16 protein-coding genes are annotated in these 17,691 nt (G+C 41.1%); 9 read left to right on the top strand and 7 right to left on the bottom strand.

Features of this window, described 5'->3' with window-relative positions:
* Window positions 1-3: 3 nt before the first annotated feature.
* Together EJV45_RS07925 and EJV45_RS07920 are read right to left on the bottom strand one after the other, a co-directional pair.
* Entirely contained in the window at window positions 4-1,479 is a 1,476-nt protein-coding gene (locus EJV45_RS07925; protein WP_129715138.1) for a PLP-dependent aminotransferase family protein, read from the bottom strand.
* 360 nt (window positions 1,480-1,839) lie between these two features.
* Window positions 1,840-2,307: a hypothetical protein gene (locus EJV45_RS07920; RefSeq protein WP_129715137.1), complete on the bottom strand. Its 468-nt coding sequence runs from the start codon at window positions 2,305-2,307 to the stop codon at window positions 1,840-1,842.
* A 194-nt stretch (window positions 2,308-2,501) separates the two neighbouring features.
* On the opposite strand from EJV45_RS07920, the gene EJV45_RS07915 reads away from it, so the two are divergent.
* Window positions 2,502-3,482 (top strand): S41 family peptidase, encoded by a 981-nt coding sequence (locus tag EJV45_RS07915; RefSeq protein WP_129715136.1) that lies wholly within the window; start codon window positions 2,502-2,504, stop codon window positions 3,480-3,482.
* 323 nt (window positions 3,483-3,805) lie between these two features.
* On the opposite strand, the gene EJV45_RS07910 is transcribed toward EJV45_RS07915, so the two are convergent.
* Complete coding sequence (locus EJV45_RS07910; protein WP_129715135.1) at window positions 3,806-4,447, bottom strand: hypothetical protein; 642 nt, start codon at window positions 4,445-4,447, stop codon at window positions 3,806-3,808.
* A 1,005-nt stretch (window positions 4,448-5,452) separates the two neighbouring features.
* On the opposite strand from EJV45_RS07910, the gene EJV45_RS07905 reads away from it, so the two are divergent.
* From EJV45_RS07905 to EJV45_RS07895, 3 genes are read left to right on the top strand one after another with little or no spacing between them, the layout of a single operon-like run.
* On the top strand, window positions 5,453-5,689 hold the full coding sequence (locus EJV45_RS07905; protein ID WP_129715134.1) for a hypothetical protein: 237 nt from the start codon (window positions 5,453-5,455) through the stop codon (window positions 5,687-5,689).
* A gap of 7 nt (window positions 5,690-5,696) precedes the next feature.
* Window positions 5,697-6,344: a hypothetical protein gene (locus tag EJV45_RS07900; protein ID WP_129715133.1), complete on the top strand. Its 648-nt coding sequence runs from the start codon at window positions 5,697-5,699 to the stop codon at window positions 6,342-6,344.
* Entirely contained in the window at window positions 6,334-7,713 is a 1,380-nt protein-coding gene (locus tag EJV45_RS07895; protein WP_129715132.1) for a DUF2326 domain-containing protein, read from the top strand. The genes EJV45_RS07900 and EJV45_RS07895 overlap by 11 nt, the downstream gene beginning before the upstream one ends.
* Before the next feature lie 119 nt (window positions 7,714-7,832).
* Here the strand turns inward: EJV45_RS07895 and EJV45_RS07890 are convergent, their stop codons facing one another.
* On the bottom strand, window positions 7,833-10,382 hold the full coding sequence (locus tag EJV45_RS07890) for an AAA family ATPase (protein WP_129715131.1): 2,550 nt from the start codon (window positions 10,380-10,382) through the stop codon (window positions 7,833-7,835).
* A 1,190-nt stretch (window positions 10,383-11,572) separates the two neighbouring features.
* On the opposite strand from EJV45_RS07890, the gene EJV45_RS07885 reads away from it, so the two are divergent.
* The gene (locus EJV45_RS07885) at window positions 11,573-11,854 is read left to right on the top strand and encodes a helix-turn-helix domain-containing protein (protein WP_129715130.1); all 282 of its coding nucleotides are present in this window, start codon (window positions 11,573-11,575) and stop codon (window positions 11,852-11,854) included.
* Between the two features lie 693 nt (window positions 11,855-12,547).
* On the opposite strand, the gene EJV45_RS07880 is transcribed toward EJV45_RS07885, so the two are convergent.
* The 3 genes from EJV45_RS07880 to EJV45_RS07870 form a co-directional block, all read right to left on the bottom strand.
* Complete coding sequence (locus tag EJV45_RS07880) at window positions 12,548-13,204, bottom strand: NAD-dependent epimerase/dehydratase family protein (protein WP_129715129.1); 657 nt, start codon at window positions 13,202-13,204, stop codon at window positions 12,548-12,550.
* Window positions 13,205-13,222: 18 nt separating this feature from the next.
* Complete coding sequence (locus EJV45_RS07875; protein WP_129715128.1) at window positions 13,223-13,792, bottom strand: TetR/AcrR family transcriptional regulator; 570 nt, start codon at window positions 13,790-13,792, stop codon at window positions 13,223-13,225.
* A gap of 69 nt (window positions 13,793-13,861) precedes the next feature.
* The gene (locus EJV45_RS07870; RefSeq protein ID WP_129715127.1) at window positions 13,862-14,275 is read right to left on the bottom strand and encodes a nuclear transport factor 2 family protein; all 414 of its coding nucleotides are present in this window, start codon (window positions 14,273-14,275) and stop codon (window positions 13,862-13,864) included.
* A gap of 544 nt (window positions 14,276-14,819) precedes the next feature.
* Between EJV45_RS07870 and EJV45_RS07865 the strand changes: the two genes are divergently transcribed.
* The 4 genes from EJV45_RS07865 to EJV45_RS07850 all read left to right on the top strand — a co-directional run bounded on the left by EJV45_RS07865 (window position 14,820) and on the right by EJV45_RS07850 (window position 17,323).
* Entirely contained in the window at window positions 14,820-15,557 is a 738-nt protein-coding gene (locus EJV45_RS07865) for a hypothetical protein (RefSeq protein WP_129715126.1), read from the top strand.
* A 108-nt stretch (window positions 15,558-15,665) separates the two neighbouring features.
* The gene (locus EJV45_RS07860) at window positions 15,666-16,022 is read left to right on the top strand and encodes a DUF2200 domain-containing protein (RefSeq protein ID WP_129715125.1); all 357 of its coding nucleotides are present in this window, start codon (window positions 15,666-15,668) and stop codon (window positions 16,020-16,022) included.
* Window positions 16,023-16,305: 283 nt separating this feature from the next.
* Window positions 16,306-16,767: a DUF4265 domain-containing protein gene (locus EJV45_RS07855; RefSeq protein WP_129715124.1), complete on the top strand. Its 462-nt coding sequence runs from the start codon at window positions 16,306-16,308 to the stop codon at window positions 16,765-16,767.
* Window positions 16,768-16,771: 4 nt separating this feature from the next.
* The gene (locus tag EJV45_RS07850) at window positions 16,772-17,323 is read left to right on the top strand and encodes a hypothetical protein (RefSeq protein ID WP_129715123.1); all 552 of its coding nucleotides are present in this window, start codon (window positions 16,772-16,774) and stop codon (window positions 17,321-17,323) included.
* Window positions 17,324-17,691: the final 368 nt, after the last annotated feature.

The following is a 17,691-nucleotide window of genomic DNA, read 5'->3' as shown; positions in this document are numbered from 1 at the left end:
CGGTTATCTCACCTGCGCAAGCGCATGCGCAAATGTTTCCATCTCCGCATCGTTAAGTGATGCGAAACCAACTCTAATACCATTTACTGTATCCGAATACCGGAAGATACTGCCGTCATTCATATAAATGCCCTGCTCGTACAGCCGGTCAGCCAGCTCGCTTATGGAATAATCGTCAGGAAAAGTAATCCAGACAGCCATGCCTCCATGAGGTACAGTAAACTGTGCCAGGCTTCCTAACGAGGCCTTTAAAAGTTCACAAAACCGGTCGCGTCGCTGCCGGTATAACTTTACTGATCGCCGTAAATGCCGTTGCATTTCGCCGGTGCTAAACAGGTGAGCTATAGATTCTTCATATAAAACATCACCCCTGATGTCTATCAGTTGTTTAAGCCGCGAAGCCTGCCTAACAAAGTCCGCGCTGCCCGCCAGGTAGCCCATGCGGATGGAGGGCGCCAGGGTTTTGGATATGGACCCAATATAAAGAACATAACCCTCGTGATCTGCGCTCGCAAGCGGCAAAACCGGGCTGTTCTGGTAATGAAAATCATAGTCATAATCATCTTCTATGACCGGCAGCCGGTATCTGCGGATAATGTCTAATAACTTCATCCTCCTTTCGGCGCTCAGGGTTACCGTGGTAGGATGATGGTGGTGCGGAATGATATATAAGAGGTCGGGCCGGGATCTGCTGCAAATCTCTTCGATTGCATCGACATCGATGCCCTGCTCATCAACCTTTACTTTCAGCAATTTTGCGCCCAACTGTTCAAACAGCTTATTGGCCAATATATAGTTCGGATCTGCAACAATGACCGTACTACCGGCTTTCAACACCATACTAGCAGCCATATAAATCGCCAGCTGTGCGCCAGCCGTAACCAGCAGGTTCTCACTGTCAATATCTAAACCTCTTGTTTTGGATAAAAAGCCGGCAAGTTCAGTTCGCAGGGATAAGCTGCCTGCTGGGTTCCCGGTGAGCAGCGGGCCCTGCAAATGATTTTTTGTGAACAGGGTTTTGTAACGGTTAAATATGGAGTTCAGAGGTGCAATCCTGTGATCCGGGTACCCGTCGTTGATCACCAGATGAAAGGGCTTTACCTCACGGCGAAGAGGCCGCCCAAAACTTATCTGCTGATAAAAATCTTTTTTACTTGAACCATCTGCGGTTGATCGCTTTGCTGATTTAAAAGATTGTGGTTCGACCACCGGCAGTCGCTTTGAAACGAACATTCCTTTTCTGCCGTCAGCCTCGAGCCAGCCTTGCGCGCTTAACTCGTCGTAGGCCGCCACCACCGTCGTCCGGTTCAGTTTGATCAGGCCAGCCATTTCCCTGGTGGAAGGCAGCTGATGCCCCGGTTTTATTTTCCCGTTGCTGATGAGTGTGATTATCGCACCGGCCAATTGCCTGAAGACCGGCGTGGCGGAGGTTCTGTCGATGGATATCAGGTTACTGAAAGGCAAAGACTGGATGGTCATGAAGATAAATTTATAGTCGCCGAGCCATCCAAATATCAGGTTATTTTGTTGAAATCCAGCAGAACACTCGTGATAGTCGGAGATCAGAATGGATAACTTGATTGCATGTAACCCTTATTGCGAAGTATGGCGGACTAAGATTGATAGCCAGGCAATGAAGACCAATAAATAGGTTTCAGAGAAAAGACATTGGTGGTTTAATTGAAATGCGATACGGTCATCCCCTTCCCTATGCACTGCGAACAGCAACATAGCTAATATCAGCACCGAAAGATTGCCTCCCGGGAAGTTCGGCATATTTCGAGCCTTTTGCGATGTTTCAAGCGGACAAGGCAAAGCGGTCAACAGCCAGGGGCTACCCTAACGCCTTTGCAGGACGGCCATGTAGCGGTCAATTCGCCGCTTGTTCTGCTGCTGCAGTAAAGTTGGATACATGTTCATCAGTACATTCACAAACAGGAGTACCAGCGCAAACAGATATAAACCCTGGAAAAGTCTGAAAGCAACAAAAAGTAACATGAACGCAAATGCGAACAGGTGGTTAAGCTCCGCCAGAGTCATCTGAGCACGGTAAGCACCGAGCTCGCCCGGCAAAATCCGTTTCTTAACGGAAAGCTTCGGATTGAAATACTTAAAGAAACTATGCATGATGAGCCATTTGAATGGTTCCAGTCCAAGCCGACCATTAATCCGCTCATTTTTGATAAAATTGAGGCTCAGAAGGTTCTTTTGGTAAAACGCGGTCTTTGTGACTAATGCGTTTAGAATCATACCGACAATCCAGGAGATGAATGCGATTGAGATGCTGAAGATTAGGTATTTGATCATCGGTTGGTATACTTATGAACGGTAGCTTAAACTGCGTCTGCGAAGATACGAAATCGGGCGGCAGACATCCGAGCCATTATGGAGCATTTTCAGCTGTAATGAGTGAATAGCAGGCAAAGTGTGTATTTTTGTCGAAATCCGACTATCCGAAATGGGTACGGATCTGAACCTTCGAAGACGCTGCATTCTACTAAATGAAACATTTAAAGGCATTTACAATATTAACCGGCTTTATTATCCTGAATATATCCGTGCTGGCACAATCCAGACTCAATCATAATAAACGCGCTGCGGAACTGAATATCGAAATATTCAAGATTATTAAAAAATATTCCCTTTTCACTGACAAGCTGAACTGGGAAGAGATAAAATCAGCCAGTGAGAAACTGGAATTTACGGATAGTGATTCAATCAATGACCAGTTGATTTTCAATTTTTACAGAAAAAAATTTAAAGCAGCAGGAGACAAACATTCTTTTTTTATTTCTTCAAAGACAATAAATGAAATCAGTCAAACGCCGGTAATTGAAATGCCCGAGGGCGAATACTTAGGTAACGGAATTGGGTGGATCAAAGTGCCCAGATTGATGACTTTTGATGAAAAGAAAGATCTTGCATTTGCAAATTCGATCCGGAATATCATCGAAAAAATTGACACTGCAAATAGGGTTACCGGCTGGATTGTTGATTTACGCCATAACGGGGGCGGAAATATGTGGCCAATGCTGGCAGGGTTAAATGCGTTGGTTGACGACGGTACAGCTGGTTATTTCGTTCAAGGAAAAACCAAAAGCGCATGGCGCAACGAGAACGGTAAAATTTTAGGAAAAGATCAACCTATCAACACCTACAAGATCAAAAATAACAAAGTTAAGATCGCAGTTTTGTTTGATGCCAAAACCGGTAGCAGCGGGGAAATGACCGCTGTATCCTTCCTTGGATTACCAAACGTAAAGTCTTTTGGGCAAACGACTGCTGGTTATGTAACTGCCAACTCTACTTTCCAATTGTCTAACGGTGCACAACTTCTATTGGCCAGGACCTATGTTACCGATAGAACAGGTAAAAGTTATAAGGGAGAAATTGTACCTGACGTACAGGTCGATGACTTGTCAAATACCAAACGCGATAACGTTATCAAAACCGCTGCCGCCTGGCTTAACGAAACACAATAGCAGTGTCTGCAGTCGGGACTAACGGCGGATCGTCTTACCCGAGCCTGACTGGATGTTCAAAACAGAACAACTAATTTATCGGCGATACAGATGGGCACATCGGACCCTTGTCTCCGGGCGCAGATCTTGAAGTGGGCAGCAATCCCGATTCCGGCTGCCGCATTCGTTAGACCCGGTTTTTCAAAGCCGCTATTCCTGGTTTGACACAAGCCGCTTTCAGCTGGTACAATGAGAAATGGAAGCTACTGTTGCACTTACCAAACTATCATCCACATTAGGTAAGGGCGTGCGAAATATTACTTCCTATGCCTGAATAAACTTAATCACACAACTTTCTTCAACACCAGGTATTTTTTTGACCATCTGACTATGAGGGGGGTGAGTACCACAGTCGGCAATAGCCAGGCAACTGTTCCAGGTAGAAAATGGTTGTTGACTACAAGAAAAGCAGTCGCAGAAGCTATATAGCTACCAACCATGCGTTGCAGGTGAGTCGTTAACCAGGAATTAACTGCTGGCGATTTACCTTTAAAATTGATCCAATCCTGACGAACAAAGGATAAGCTAATGAGTCCGAAAACTACCAGGACCAGTCCAAAAAACACACCTTTGTACAGATTTATTGCTCCAATCACCAGGAACATTACGCTGAACAGTAACATAATAACACTAAGTATCCAGTCGCCAGGGCGAACATCCCTGCACGTTTTTTTAGTCAGATAAAGTTTCCCTGTAAGCAGCATATAAGTAGTGAACACGCCGACGATAAAAAGAAAAAGATTCGGGTGCAAATACGCCATTGGCAGAGAAACAAGAGAAGCAGTGATTAGTGAATAAAAGTAGATATTCCCGATGAGGCGATGGGTTCTCCCACCCTTTTTCAAAAATAACACGATCAGTCCTGATAACAGGCTGATGCCTCCCCCTGCGATGTGGAGGGCTAGTAGAACGTTAAACAGATTCATTGAGTTTGGTTTGGCAGCCTAATATAATGAGGCAAAAAGCAAAAAACAAAACATCGTGGCAACATTGCCTCCTGTGTCTTAAAGCGCGAGGATTTTAGCACCGCAATCCTGAAGTTATAAGGGGAATACCTTTATCTTGTTGTAGCTTATTGCACGAGCAGCTTAGTGAATAGCCACAGCCTGAAGTAATAATGTTGAAGAATTATTCATAGCATTCTGATTAAATCGTATTACCGCGCTTAGTCCGGCTAACTCTTCCGTTCCCCCTATTTATATGAATTATTAACGCCACCATACGGCTGGCTCGAATAGCTGAATTTCGAAGACGGCTGCCCAACGATATTCAACTTTGTCCCGTCTGGTAAGGTCACTGATTGAAAAGGCATAATTAGTTTACCAAAATTTTGATTTAACATTAGCTTATTTAGGACTTCCTTAACCATACAAGGGTAATTAGCTAATAACATGCTCTCAGTTCTCACATCCACAACTTTAGGTCATTCTGTGAGACCCGTAAGTCCTCCTATGCAAGTACTGCACTCATTTGACCAAGTTGCATTATCGTTAGCATCGCCATTGCAATCGTAATAGATGGGTGGAAAATAGTCACCATCACCTCCACCGCCTTCCTCGCCTGGCGGCTTTATATGATCTATAGTTTCCTCGTCAACATATTTGCAAACGTAACATACTCTTGTCCGGCTGGAACCCACCGCGCCATTCAAAATTTCCTTCAGACCCCGGGTCGCCAGGCGATTGACCTGCCCCGCAGCTTACAGTGATTTTCAAAGTTTAGTTTAAGTCGGTCGCGCCCGTATTTCATGCCAGGCGATACGTACAAGCCTTGCCACGTATTTGTTAATACGTGTTTTTGATTTATCAGCAACTTAAATTACCAGGCCGTGTTAAACTACGCAAGACGGCAAAGATGAGCGAACAGCGCAAACATGCCGTTATGAAACATCCGGATTTTATCGGACAATATTGAATTAACATTTTTGATTTATGGCAAAAGGAAAGAATGGGTTTATCGCACCAAAGGGAAAACCCACAGGAAATGGCAAAGAAACGCATCCGCTAAAAGATGCATTTGCGGTAAACAGTTTGGAAGCGGACAACGCATTGGCGGAAAAATACACTAAAGACGGATCAGATGAACTGGCTGATGGCGTACGTGTCAGGCACATCAACAGGAACCTGCATAAAGGAGAAGACCTCGCACCTGACGATTCAAATAACTAGCTAAGAAATGAATATCATCACAAAAGAGGACCTTAAGGAATTACAGCTTAAATCGTCGCCCTGCATTTCTATTTTTATGCCAACGCATCGCTTCGGACACGAAGTGAACGAAAAGCAAGACCCAATTGTTCTGAAGAACCATTTACAGTCGCTGGAGAAGCAGCTTCAGGAAAAATCGTTAAGTACCAGCGAAATCGAGCAATTACTGGCGCCCGCATATGCGTTACAAAGGGACGAAGCGTTTTGGAACTCTCAGCAGGAAGGTCTGGCCATCTATGTGGCGCAAGACTTTATCAAAACCATTCAGTTGCCCTATGCCATTGAGGGCGCGTCGTACGCAAACGATACTTTCAACATCGTTCCTTTGATTGAGGCGATTTCCAAACAAGAAAACTACTATGTGCTTACGCTCAGCAAACACGATGCAAAGTTTTATCAGGGAAATGCTTTCGGCTTATCGCGTTATGAGGTAGCGGGCTTGCCTAATGGGATGGATGATGTGGTTCGGTTCGAGGAAAAAGAAGGCAAGCAGCTGTTCAGGCAAGGCGGCAAGGGTGGTACCGGAAGTGCGAACTTTCATGGACATGGAGAGGGAACATTAAGCGACAAAGAGGCGCTCACAACCTATTTCCAGGAGGTAGAATATGTATTTTGAGCAATATCCTGCTTATACCGAACGTATCAGTTTCAGGAACCTGCTCGCTCCAGTGATCCGTGATGAAAGGTCGGAGTTTAAGGATATTATCAAGTGTTTTGATACCGATAAAAATATTCCAAGAGATTTTAAACCACATCTGTTTTTCCTGGGTTTTGGCCTAGGCGTGTATGGTGAGTTGGTTAAACTATTGGATGAACTTCACAAGAAAACGAAATACTTGACTGAAACGAAACGCTTGCTTACCAACAACGGTCAGGTTAACGTAAATGATGCAAAAGCAAAACTAAATGAGCTGGAAAGTGAGGTAAGCCGTGTCAATGCTTCTATGGAGCAGTTGCGAAACAATGATTCATTTGAGATCGTTCAAAATGAACTTGTTCAGTTGGATGCACAGTTGAGAGAAGTCAGGGATCAGCAAAAGGCGATTAAGTATAAGATCAAACAGATTGATATATTGCCTCAGCCCGAAAATATAAGCGAGCGTGAGATAGCGATCCTATTCAATCAGTTTAAATCGGGCTTAGGAGATATGATCAAAAAATCACTAGACGATGTGGTAGCCTTTAAGTCTAAGATTGATAATTTTAGAAATACAATTGTTAATACCAATCTAATAAAATTAAAAGCTGACCTACAGGTTCTTAACGAACAGGCGAGACGTCTGGACACTCTTTATTCAGAAAAGGTTTCGATATTGGATAACGGTGAGTTATTGGGTAATTTAAAAACAGCGATAAGGATATTTAACGAAAAGAATCAGGAATTGAGTACGCTTCGATCACTGATCGGACAGTATAATCAGGCTGATAAAGAAAAGAAAAACCTAATCGCTCAGAAAAATATAAAAATTTCGGAATTTGATGAGAATATCACTGGGCATGAAGCTGTTATTGATAGTTTCGAACAATCCGTGTTGGATATTCATGACAAAATATTCGGTAATAAACAGTCTCATTTTGAGATCGGTACAAAAAATAGCAATCAGGCTAAAGAATTTATTTATTTTGATTTACGAACAGATGATGACCATAGCTGGAGTACAGAAAGAATCAAAGTTTTCATTTATGATATGGCGCTGATGTTTAATGAGTACACCCGTATTTATCATCCACAATTTCTGGTACATGATAATCTTTTCAATGTAGATAATGATTCTCTTGAAAAAAGCCTAAACTATGTTTATCAGCAGGAGCAGAACAGAGGCGAAGAATTTCAATACATACTGACCATCAATCGGGATATGATCGAAGTGATGGAAGAAAAGAAAGTGCTGAATTTCGATGTCGAAGAACATATTCGCGCCAGATTCACCAAAGAATCCCGATTTCTGAAGGTGAAGTATAATGAGGTGCAGAAAAGGAAATAACAAGGTATTGCCGTCCTTCTAAGGCAGTACAAATAAATTTACAGCAAGATTAGATGTCTTTATAGCTCGTAAATTTGAGATCAGGCTATAAATAGACTTTACTTTAATATGTTGATAGATTAAGATGTGAATATTTTTCTAATGTTCGTGAATTCTTTATAATCAGATTCAAAACCTACTAGTGTAGGGCTGTTATCAATCTCTCCCGGATTACTATGCCCGATAAGAAAACCGCAACATCTTTCGAATATTTCATTGATTTTGTCTTTGTGATCATTAATCGACTGGCCTTTAACTTTGGCAAATGAAGTCAATGCTACGTTTTTTTGATAGCGTTTTACCGTTCCCTGGAAAATTTCATGCTCTACGCAAAGTTCAACAGCAGAACGCAGATGACCATACGCCTCTCCAGCGACTTCACTTTCTGGTCGTCCTTTAGGAGTATTGTGTAATAGCACCTCAATTTTTTTAATTACACTCTTTATGGTGTTTATTTCTTCCGCTTCTGAAATTAAGCCAGTTTCCTTGTATTCATTTTTTGTATTAAGGAATTTGCTGTCGACGCTTTTGAATAAGGGCAAACTTGAAGTATAAAGAAGACTGTTAAAAAGTAAAACACTATGCGTAAATATCACAACTTGTCTATCTTTTGATAGTTTAATGAATCTTTTTGCTACATCGTCAATGATATGGTGATCAAGACTATTTACTGGGTCATCAAAAATTACAGGGGCTTTAGAATTGTCAAGTTGTAGCTCTGTTAGAAATTCGGCCAGAGCAATTGCTTTTTGTTCACCTTCACTTAGTATATCAGTAAGCTGATATTGATTTATTTTTTGTGAGATTTTTGAATTTCCTTTATCGGTTCCAAAACTCAAATCAATTTTGAGATGTGATTTGCCGAATGCTTTCAGCTCGGTTTGAAAAATGTTATCAAAATTTTGACTGATTAGTTCGTCTCTTGCTTCACTGGTCTTTCTGCTAATCGAACTGCTGCTGAAGTCGGTTGCCTTGGAGTTTAATAGTTTTAGGCTCTTTTTGTTCTGAATTACTTTCTTAATATCAACCTCATTGTCAGCCAGTAATTTTCTGTCCTTTAATTCGTCTATTCCTTTTTGTAAAGCAATTACTTTATCAGAGATGGTTAATAGTGATTCTTTTTTAGTCGCAAGGGTAGTTGTTAAGGAGCTTTGTTTGCCTTCAATAATTTTTATTATTGCTGGATAATCTATATCAAAACTTAAGTCTTTGGTCAGTGTATTGTTAATGAAATGAGTTTTAAGTCCGTTTAGTTTTTTATTAAATGCCGTTAATTCAGAAGGCTGAACGGTTTTGGATGTTGCATCCACCCCAAATGAAGGGTGATTCAGGATGTGGTTATCTTCAATTAGTTTAACTTTATTGATGATGTCAAGCCTACTTTGAATTAGTTTTTTTAGATCATTTTCTATAGTATCATTAAGGAGATTCTTATACGATAGCAATAATTTTTGCGCAGGTTCTTCTAAAGGCTGATTGCAATAAGCGCAATTGTCTCCCTTTTTAGGGTAGCGTTGATCTAGAAGATTGATGTAATGGTCAGCAGAAGTCAGGAAATCTTTAAATTGTTGGGTTTCATAAAACTGAATTCCATTAGCTTGTGCAATGTCCTTCAAGCCAAGTTTAGTTTTTCCTTCCAGTGTAAGGATGTCTTCATTTAGCTTGACAAGTGCATTCCATTCGGTTTGAGTAAATGCTAATTGTATACTTTTAATTTTTGTTACAAGAAGTCCCAACTCTGAGAGTTGGCTGTTTAAATTGCTAATTTGTGTATTTAAAAGTTCTTGGTTCAAACCTTTAAGATCTTTTTCCTTTTGCTCAACTGCCGCTGTAATATCTGTTGGGAACTCGGAGAGTTCTTTTAGTTTTAAGTCTGTTGATTTTTCTGAGAGTTCTGTGATAAATTTGTGTTGTGGTGTCCCATCATGTAATGCTGCTGAGCAGAGTAAGGTTACAGGGTAGGCTGCTTTTTTCGAGTTGAGAAGTGTTGAGAGTTCGGCTAATTCGCTCGTGACGATATTAAATAAATGGAAGCCTATTGGCGACACAATTAGTTTTCTGTCAGATAATGAGATTTGAACGCAGTTGTTATTAAATACAGAAATATTGGATAGTGCATCGTCAATATTGGCTCCGTTCCAGGTGAAGGTTTTGGCCGCACCATTTACGTTAAAATCAATGAGAGCAGATTTAGGTTCTGTAGTGCCAAAAATATTATGGTGAATGGTTGTTTGCTGTTCGTAACTGAATCCAAGGGATTTTAATATTCTTCCATAGCCTGTTTTCCCTGTGCCGTTTTCACCATAGATAACTGTTAAATTATCTGCAAAGGTCATTTTTTGATTTTTAGCAAGTCTGTTAACCACGGTAATATTTGAAAGGGAAGATAACTTTATATCTTTAGTGGTAGCAGTAAATGTAGGTTTGATTATGGTTACAGGAGTTAATTTTTTGGTTGTCCTTAAGGAATCTATAAAGTGATCAAATATTTCCTGCCTGTCAGCAGCAGGTAAAGCGGCCTCTGTTTTGACAATTTTGTCCACTAATAATTTTGCCCAATCACCTTTCGGATCAGCCCATTCCCATAAAAAATCGATTATTTCTTTTTTTGCGTTAGTTGTTGAGGCCATTGTTTGAGGTTTAATTTATTTGGTATTTCAAAGGTAAACTAAAGGATTAATATATTGAACATAAGTTTTTTAGGTGTGTGAAAAGATTCAATGTTAATTTTAAATCTTTATTTAGGAAAGGTACTGCTTCTGTTTTCCGATGGCCCCGCTTTTCAATCGGAGTTTATTTTACCTCGTTTAGTATTATATAGGTGCAGTAGCCGCCCATGCAGGAAACGCCGGATCATCCATTTCGCTCTCTTCGCTCCGCTACATTCCTTCTCCCGCTTTTCCTGCATTATTTTCGTTAGTTATAAATCCTTTGTGTCTTGCACTTTTTGATGCTATTCGATAGTGCTTGTAAAACGCTTAAACCGTTTATGCGCCATTTATTACCTGAAAATTGTTTATATAAATAGCGTTAGCTTGCATGCCGATTTCAATATCGTTTATTTGTAATAGCCATAATGCCGTTGTTAAAAACCCAAATCATTTTTATGTTCGTTATTATCAAATGGAGTCAAGCAAGCCATGTTCTGGTCTGACTAAACCCGGTTGTTGGGAAGTCTCGAACTTTGAACAATCACTTCGTTGATAGGTGATTTCTCGCTACGAAAAAGTATTCCTAATGAGTAGAATCAGTAATAGATAACTATTTATTCTACACCAATCAATACTACAAATTTCAAAATAGTTTCAATGACCAATGAATTCCATTCGCTTGAAAAAACCGTAACAGATACGTAACGGAGCAAAATGCCGCAGTTCCAAATATAGATCGTAAATTACCTCTGTAAGTCAGAAAAGCACATTTTGCCGCATAATAGGGCGGTTAGGCTAAAAGACTCATAATCTTTTAGTCTTTGGTTTTTGCTAACTTTCTTCGATCAGTCCTCGACTACATTTTCTGACAAACTTTTAAATTAAACTCGCTCTACCCACTACTACCTAGGGTTCTCATGTGATGTACCTTTGTTATCGTGAATACACCCCAAAGCGGCTTTTCCCAAATCCAGCTCAGTTCCTGGCATTACGCATGGGGTGAGATTCACAGTGGATGCTATTTATCCTACATAGGAAAACGCCATTTCAAATATAGTGTAATTCGCAAATCGCCCTTAAAACAATAAGCGACTAGGATCGATTCAGACTTTTTCCCAGCTCTGAACTGATGCGATCGAGGAAAGCGAACTTGCACTAAACCATTACCCATGAAAACATTCGATTTGATTACCAAAGAGGACTTACAGGAATTCAAGGCCGAGCTGCTTGAAGATCTGAAACAGCATCTTAAGCGACAGGTGATGGCTCAAAACACCTGGCTGCGTAGTTCAGAGGTTCGTAAGTTGCTAAAGATCTCACCCGGCACGCTGCAGAACCTGCGCATCAATGGCTCTTTGGGGTATAACAAGATTGGCAGCATTCATTATTACCGCCTCGAAGATATCCAAGCCTCGCTCGAGGGCAGAGAAGGAACGATTGATCAGGTTTAATTGCGGAATATTCGGTTGTGCCGTTGTAGTAGCTGAACCAGCATGATCAACTATCAAAAAGCGAGGGAATACTTAGAAGGCTACCTTAGATTATCAGAAATATGCTGTTTAACCTGCTATCATTGTATCACAGCAAAAGTTATTGTATTAATATTCCAGGCATGCTGTTTCTTACAACAAATGAAAATAAGTTGGGTAGTTTTATAGGTTACAGATTCATTGCCATTTGAGAGATACAGAAACATCCGACTCATTACCTGTTCCGTCAAATGGTTCCTTGAGTTGCGCCTGATTCTTATAGGTTGCTACAAACTCCAGGGCATCAATCATCTTTTCAGGGTATCGGGCGAAGCGGGCAAATCTGAGTATCCCGTGCCGATCAGGTTCATAAACGGAAATATGCTGGTATCTAAACCCATTATCAAACAAGAACTTGACAAGTTGCTAGCGTTTATCGTCACCCGCTTTTGGCGGTCTAAACCGATGCGTGTAAGCAAATGCCTGGCTGCCACACTCAGGACATTTCAAGCTAAAACTGCTTGTGCTTTGATCATGAATGGTGAACGCTTTCTGACATTTAAAACAAACCTTTTTACTCACCGCCTATCAATTTAGGGGACTTTTTTCGTATGACTGAATTCGCGCCAAGTTATTATATACCGATCAATACCACCTCATTTACGCTCATTTTTATCATATAACGGTGTGCCTGGCGAGTAATTTCAGATCTTTTATTTCTAAGATACTTTTATTGTAACCATTAGCCAGAATCCGGACTAACCCAGCTACGATTTCGTGATAAGTCAGCGTTCTGTTCGGAAACACCTGAGGATATATCAGTTTTAGAGCTTTATAAATCAATCTTACATTTCTTTGTGCTTTCATCGGGATGATAAAACCTGGCCGGAAGCTGTAAACAGCCTTAAAATTTAACTTATTTAATGCGTTCTCTGTTTTGCCTTTTATCCGTGCCCACATTATTTTTCCATTTTCAGAACTATCGGCATATACGCCTGATAAGTAAAAGAAAACCAGCTCCGGGTTCAAAGAGGCAAGTTTCTTTGCGAACATAATCGTCGTATAAAAAGTAATGTGATTGTATTGCTTCTCGTCCATGCCAAGCGAACTTATCCCTGCACAATACAGACAGCCGTCATAGCCGGTTAACTGATCGCTATACGCAGCTAAATTTGTAAAATCTTTGACAATAAGTTCCGAGAGCCTGGCATGTTTCAGCGGAGAAGCCCTTCTATTTATCATCAATATCCGGGTAATATCGGGATGATCAAGAGCAGCGAGCAACATGCCTTCCCCTATCATTCCCGTCGCCCCTGTAAGTATGAGTTTCATTTTCCGCATGCTGGTACGTTAAGTTCTGCTTTCAATCATTTTCCAAAACAACGAGAATGTATGCTCAATGATTTTCTGTTGTTCGTCTGCTGTGAATTCATTCGATGAAAGATACTGATTGACGCCAAACACCTGATTACTGATCAGGGCGTACAATAAATCTACATCAATGTCAGCGACCTGCTGCTCCCCGATCGCCGAACGAAAAAGTTGTAAGACCGGTGCTGTCTGAACTGAGATTTCATGACCGCCAATCTTCTTCAGGTAAGGGGAATTAGAAAACTGCGCAAGAAATGAAAATTCGTTGGGATTGCGGAGCGACCATTTCAGCGATTCCTCATAATAAGCTTTGATGACTTGTTTCGTTGATTTAGCCCCGGTTAACGCAAGATGTATACTTTCAGCTGCCTGCGCCTTCAATTTCAGATAAAGTGAAACGATCAGTTCATCTTTGGTCGGGAAAAAGTAAAACAAGGTCCCCGTGGCTATGCCTGCGGCTTTTGCAATTTTGCTAGTCGGCGTATCATTAAATCCCCTTGAAACAAATAATTCTAATGCTGTTTGAAGTAACTTTTCTCTTTTATCCATAGATCTGCTTATAAAAGGCAATTGAAATAGAAACACTTATCTACCGTGTTCGCCTTATTAGGCTTATTGTTAATTCTTTTCATGGTCCAGTGGCCCACAGAATAATTCATTGACCATAATGGTATCCAGATATTCATAAAGCCCGCTGATCAGGTTGTCCGTAAACGTTAAAAGCAGCATCACGTTGTTTTCGTAAATACGGCCATCGGTTCGGGTTCCCCGGATATGGACATGAAGGGCTGCCCGATGTTCGTCTGCCGTAATTGCCTGAAGCTTCATCTTCATTCCCGCCGGGAATCGGTCTGCTACAATGCCCCATAATTTTGCCTGGTTCTCGTGGGTTTGGTAACCGCCGAAAGGCCAGGAACCCTCGCCACTCAGCCAATAAACACAATCAGGCGTTTTTAAATTGTACATCGTATTGAAGTCGCCCGCTTTCATCGCATTAAAATAATTTTCTGCAATTTCTCTTATTCCTGTCATCTATAAGTAGTGACTGTTTAGTCAGTCGCAACAAATGTACTTGAATTTTGTGATTTACCAACTATCATGCAAGCTATAATTTCAGGCATGGCAATCTGGTCCTGAGAATCCACGGTAAGATGATTAGATATTCATATAGCAGGATGCACATTAGTTTCAGCTTATGCAAACTACAGCTCCTAACCTGCAGCCGAATGCGGCCGGGTACATTGATACCAGCTACCCTATCGCCCGTACTTATGGAGCATCATCCACTGGTCAGGTATCGAGAAACTGGCGAGTGATTCTTTTGTTCAGGTCCAAAGCAGCAAGCGGAAGTTGGGCGGTGGCACTGCTTACTGCCAGGAGCTGAAGCTGCAGCGGATTTGGGACTCCCAGGAATTCTTTGCACGTTCTGAAATGCTGCCACGCAATAAAAGACTTTCCGTCGGAATTCCCTCCATTTTTAATAATATGGTCAAAAAAATAACACAATTGATGCTTCCTTTAGCGTATAATTATATAACACCGTGTCAAGTTTCGCATTGCTTGCGAAAATGACCACTTGTTTGCAACTTTAGAGACTGCGAACGTCATAATGATAAACCCTTCAGACAAAGATTACCGGCTCACCAAAAAAGTTAAGGAGGGCATCACACCGATAAATCCGGATTTTGTTGAATTGGCGGACTGGATTCATGATCGTTATCAGCACCGCCCACTGAATATTTTATCCGACACATTTGGAACGGAAAGAAGGCCTCGATTAAATATTGTTTTTGAGTACCCGCATGAAGTCTCGACTTTCCTAAAATCCAGCGGCAATTTTAATCCCGGAAAGCAAGCTGCGATCAGACGGCATTTCGCGGCTTTGATGGAAAAGCGGAAGTCCGCCCCAAATCAGGCGCTGCTTCATCTCTTTAATCGTGCATTAGAGGTCGAAGATCTTATGGAAGACCTGCTGGTTGTATTTTCCGCGTTTGAACCCGTAGCAAAAGAGGAAATCAACGGAAGCATTCCCACAACTGAAATCGAAGCTTTGCAGCAAAACCTTGGGAACGATCAGATCTGGCAAATTGTTCCGGCGTTTTCGACCGCAACAATCTTTTTTTACACCAGGAAGCAAGAAGAAGAACACGAAAGAAACGGATCCCGTGAACACTTTACTGACCAGTACTTTCAACTTTTAAAACGATACGATCGTTACGGGTACTTCAAACGTGAAGAATTCATGCTTCTCTTCGACAGCAAGGAAAACTTTGATGAAAATTACGACACCAATTGGTTCTATTATTATAGATAAAAATTTGCAAAATCGTGGACTCAATTTTTTTGCAATATTCGGATCCGAACGCGACATTGCAATACATGACAATCCACCATCGAGGAGACTTATTGATCAATAAATACAATGCACGATAAAAATATACCACGAATCTTGAAGATGCCCTTTGCGTCCGTGTATCCGCACTATCTTGAGAAAGCCGAGAAAAAGAACCGCACAAAAGACGAGGTCCATCAGATCATATTCTGGCTGACCGGATATGACGAAGCAGCTCTGCAAAAGCATCTTGAAGAGAACACCAATTTTGAAGTTTTTTTTAGTCAGGCACAGATCAATCCAAACGCTTCAAAAATCACCGGGGTGATCTGCGGCTACCGGGTCGAAGAAATAGAAGATAAACTGATCCGTGAAATAAGGTATATGGACAAGCTGATTGATGAATTGGCGAAAGGCAAAGTTCTTGATAAGATTTTAAGGAAATAGCTTGAGAGGAACAATCCGGAATGGACTAACTTTTTATTTCTTAACAGGGAAAGCCCAAAGAGCTGTTTCGAAGACATAACTGACGTCAAATTGCTGGTGCTTATGCCTGCGCAGTAAGTGAGCTACAAAAATAAAAATGATGCAGACCGACCAGATATCAGAAATTGGTATAGATAGTAAACAAAGACTTTACATCAAACCACAAAAAGCTAAATAGACGAGAGCGATGAAGATCGATAGGTTACCCCCACATAGAATAGCAATGTTTTCATATCTGATATAAATGGCAGAAGAATACCAGAAAATACTTTTCCAGTTTTTCAGCGATGTCTTGGACGAGGAAACAGTTGAGACAATGTGGGCTGTGGCAATTGACCAAGAAAAAGGCCTTTACAAATTGGATAGTATTCCCTTTTATGCACCCAATGTAGCAGCCGACGACATTATTTACGCAGAACTTGGTGAAGATCAAGACCGGCTAACCTACAGATACACAGTTAAAGCTTCTGGTAATTCTACCGTTCAGATTGTAATAATGGATTCTGACGCTGTTACAAATGAAGTTAGAATGGTGTTCGACTTGCTTGGCTGCTCCAGCGAAAAGTACAGTGAAGGATATTTTGTAATTGATGTTCCTCATGCTTTGAACTATGCAGCTATACAGGATAAGCTTACGGAGCTAAAAAATGCTGGTGTTCTTGATTATGCAGAGTCCTGTTTATCCGAAAAACATGGGTCGGAGTAAGATCATGAAAACAGAAATCGACATTTTATCTGATAGAGAAATAGAAATTTTTGACTATGTCGAATCTCAAAGTGGAACGATGGAGTTTGTTAACAAAAAACTGTCCTCAGAAGGAATATTCGAGCAATATCGAAATATCCACAGCTCTTACCTTGAACTCTATCTTCGGATTGATGATGATGCAGCAGAGCTTGAAAGCTTAAAGCGACTGATATTTTTAAATTGGTACGCTCAGGTGGAGCCCAGTTGTTATACAGGAATTGAATATCTCGATAATACAACAATAATGACATCGTATTCCATTTTAGATCAATATTTAACCGAGAGGAAGATCGATGCAGAATTTAAGTGGATGCTATCTTTCTATTTCAGTTGGGACTATACGATACTTCCATTTTCAGAAAATAAGTTTGAGACACTAACGGCATTTGTAAAAGGGGTAGATCCTTCCATTTTAAGCTGTCCGAAAAATCAGTTGCCGAAAGGCACAATGGATCACAGGGGACAAATGGGAATTTACTGGATAAGTCTGTCAGTAGAAAAGCAAATTCACTAAAGGAAGTTAGATGAAGAAACTACTACAAGGATAGTTGTACGCGAACCAAGCGGGTGAATTCAAACCTCCGGATAGTTCTGCATAATCTGCAAAATGCTATGACTGATATGGAGACGGTTTCTATTAGGATGCGATTCTTCGGCCTTACGGTTGCTGCAAAGGCATGTCGGACACGGACAGCCGGAGACAAGCAATCGACACAGCTAATTACTGACTCGGCACAAAAATTTTAGCGCTAATGATGAGGGTGTTTCCTGAACTGTGTCAATAGTGTAACTTTAAACTATCGACATAAACAATGGCAACACAAGAAGACTTTGACTTTGAAAGCTTCAAAAAGGAAGCTATAGCAGGCTTATATGCCGGCA

It is taken from the genome of Pedobacter sp. SYP-B3415 (genome assembly GCF_004138205.1).
In the GTDB taxonomy this organism is placed as follows: Bacteria; Bacteroidota; Bacteroidia; order Sphingobacteriales; family Sphingobacteriaceae; genus Pedobacter.
Note: the sequence above shows the minus strand (reverse complement) of the source record. Positions and strands in the feature narration are given on the sequence as shown.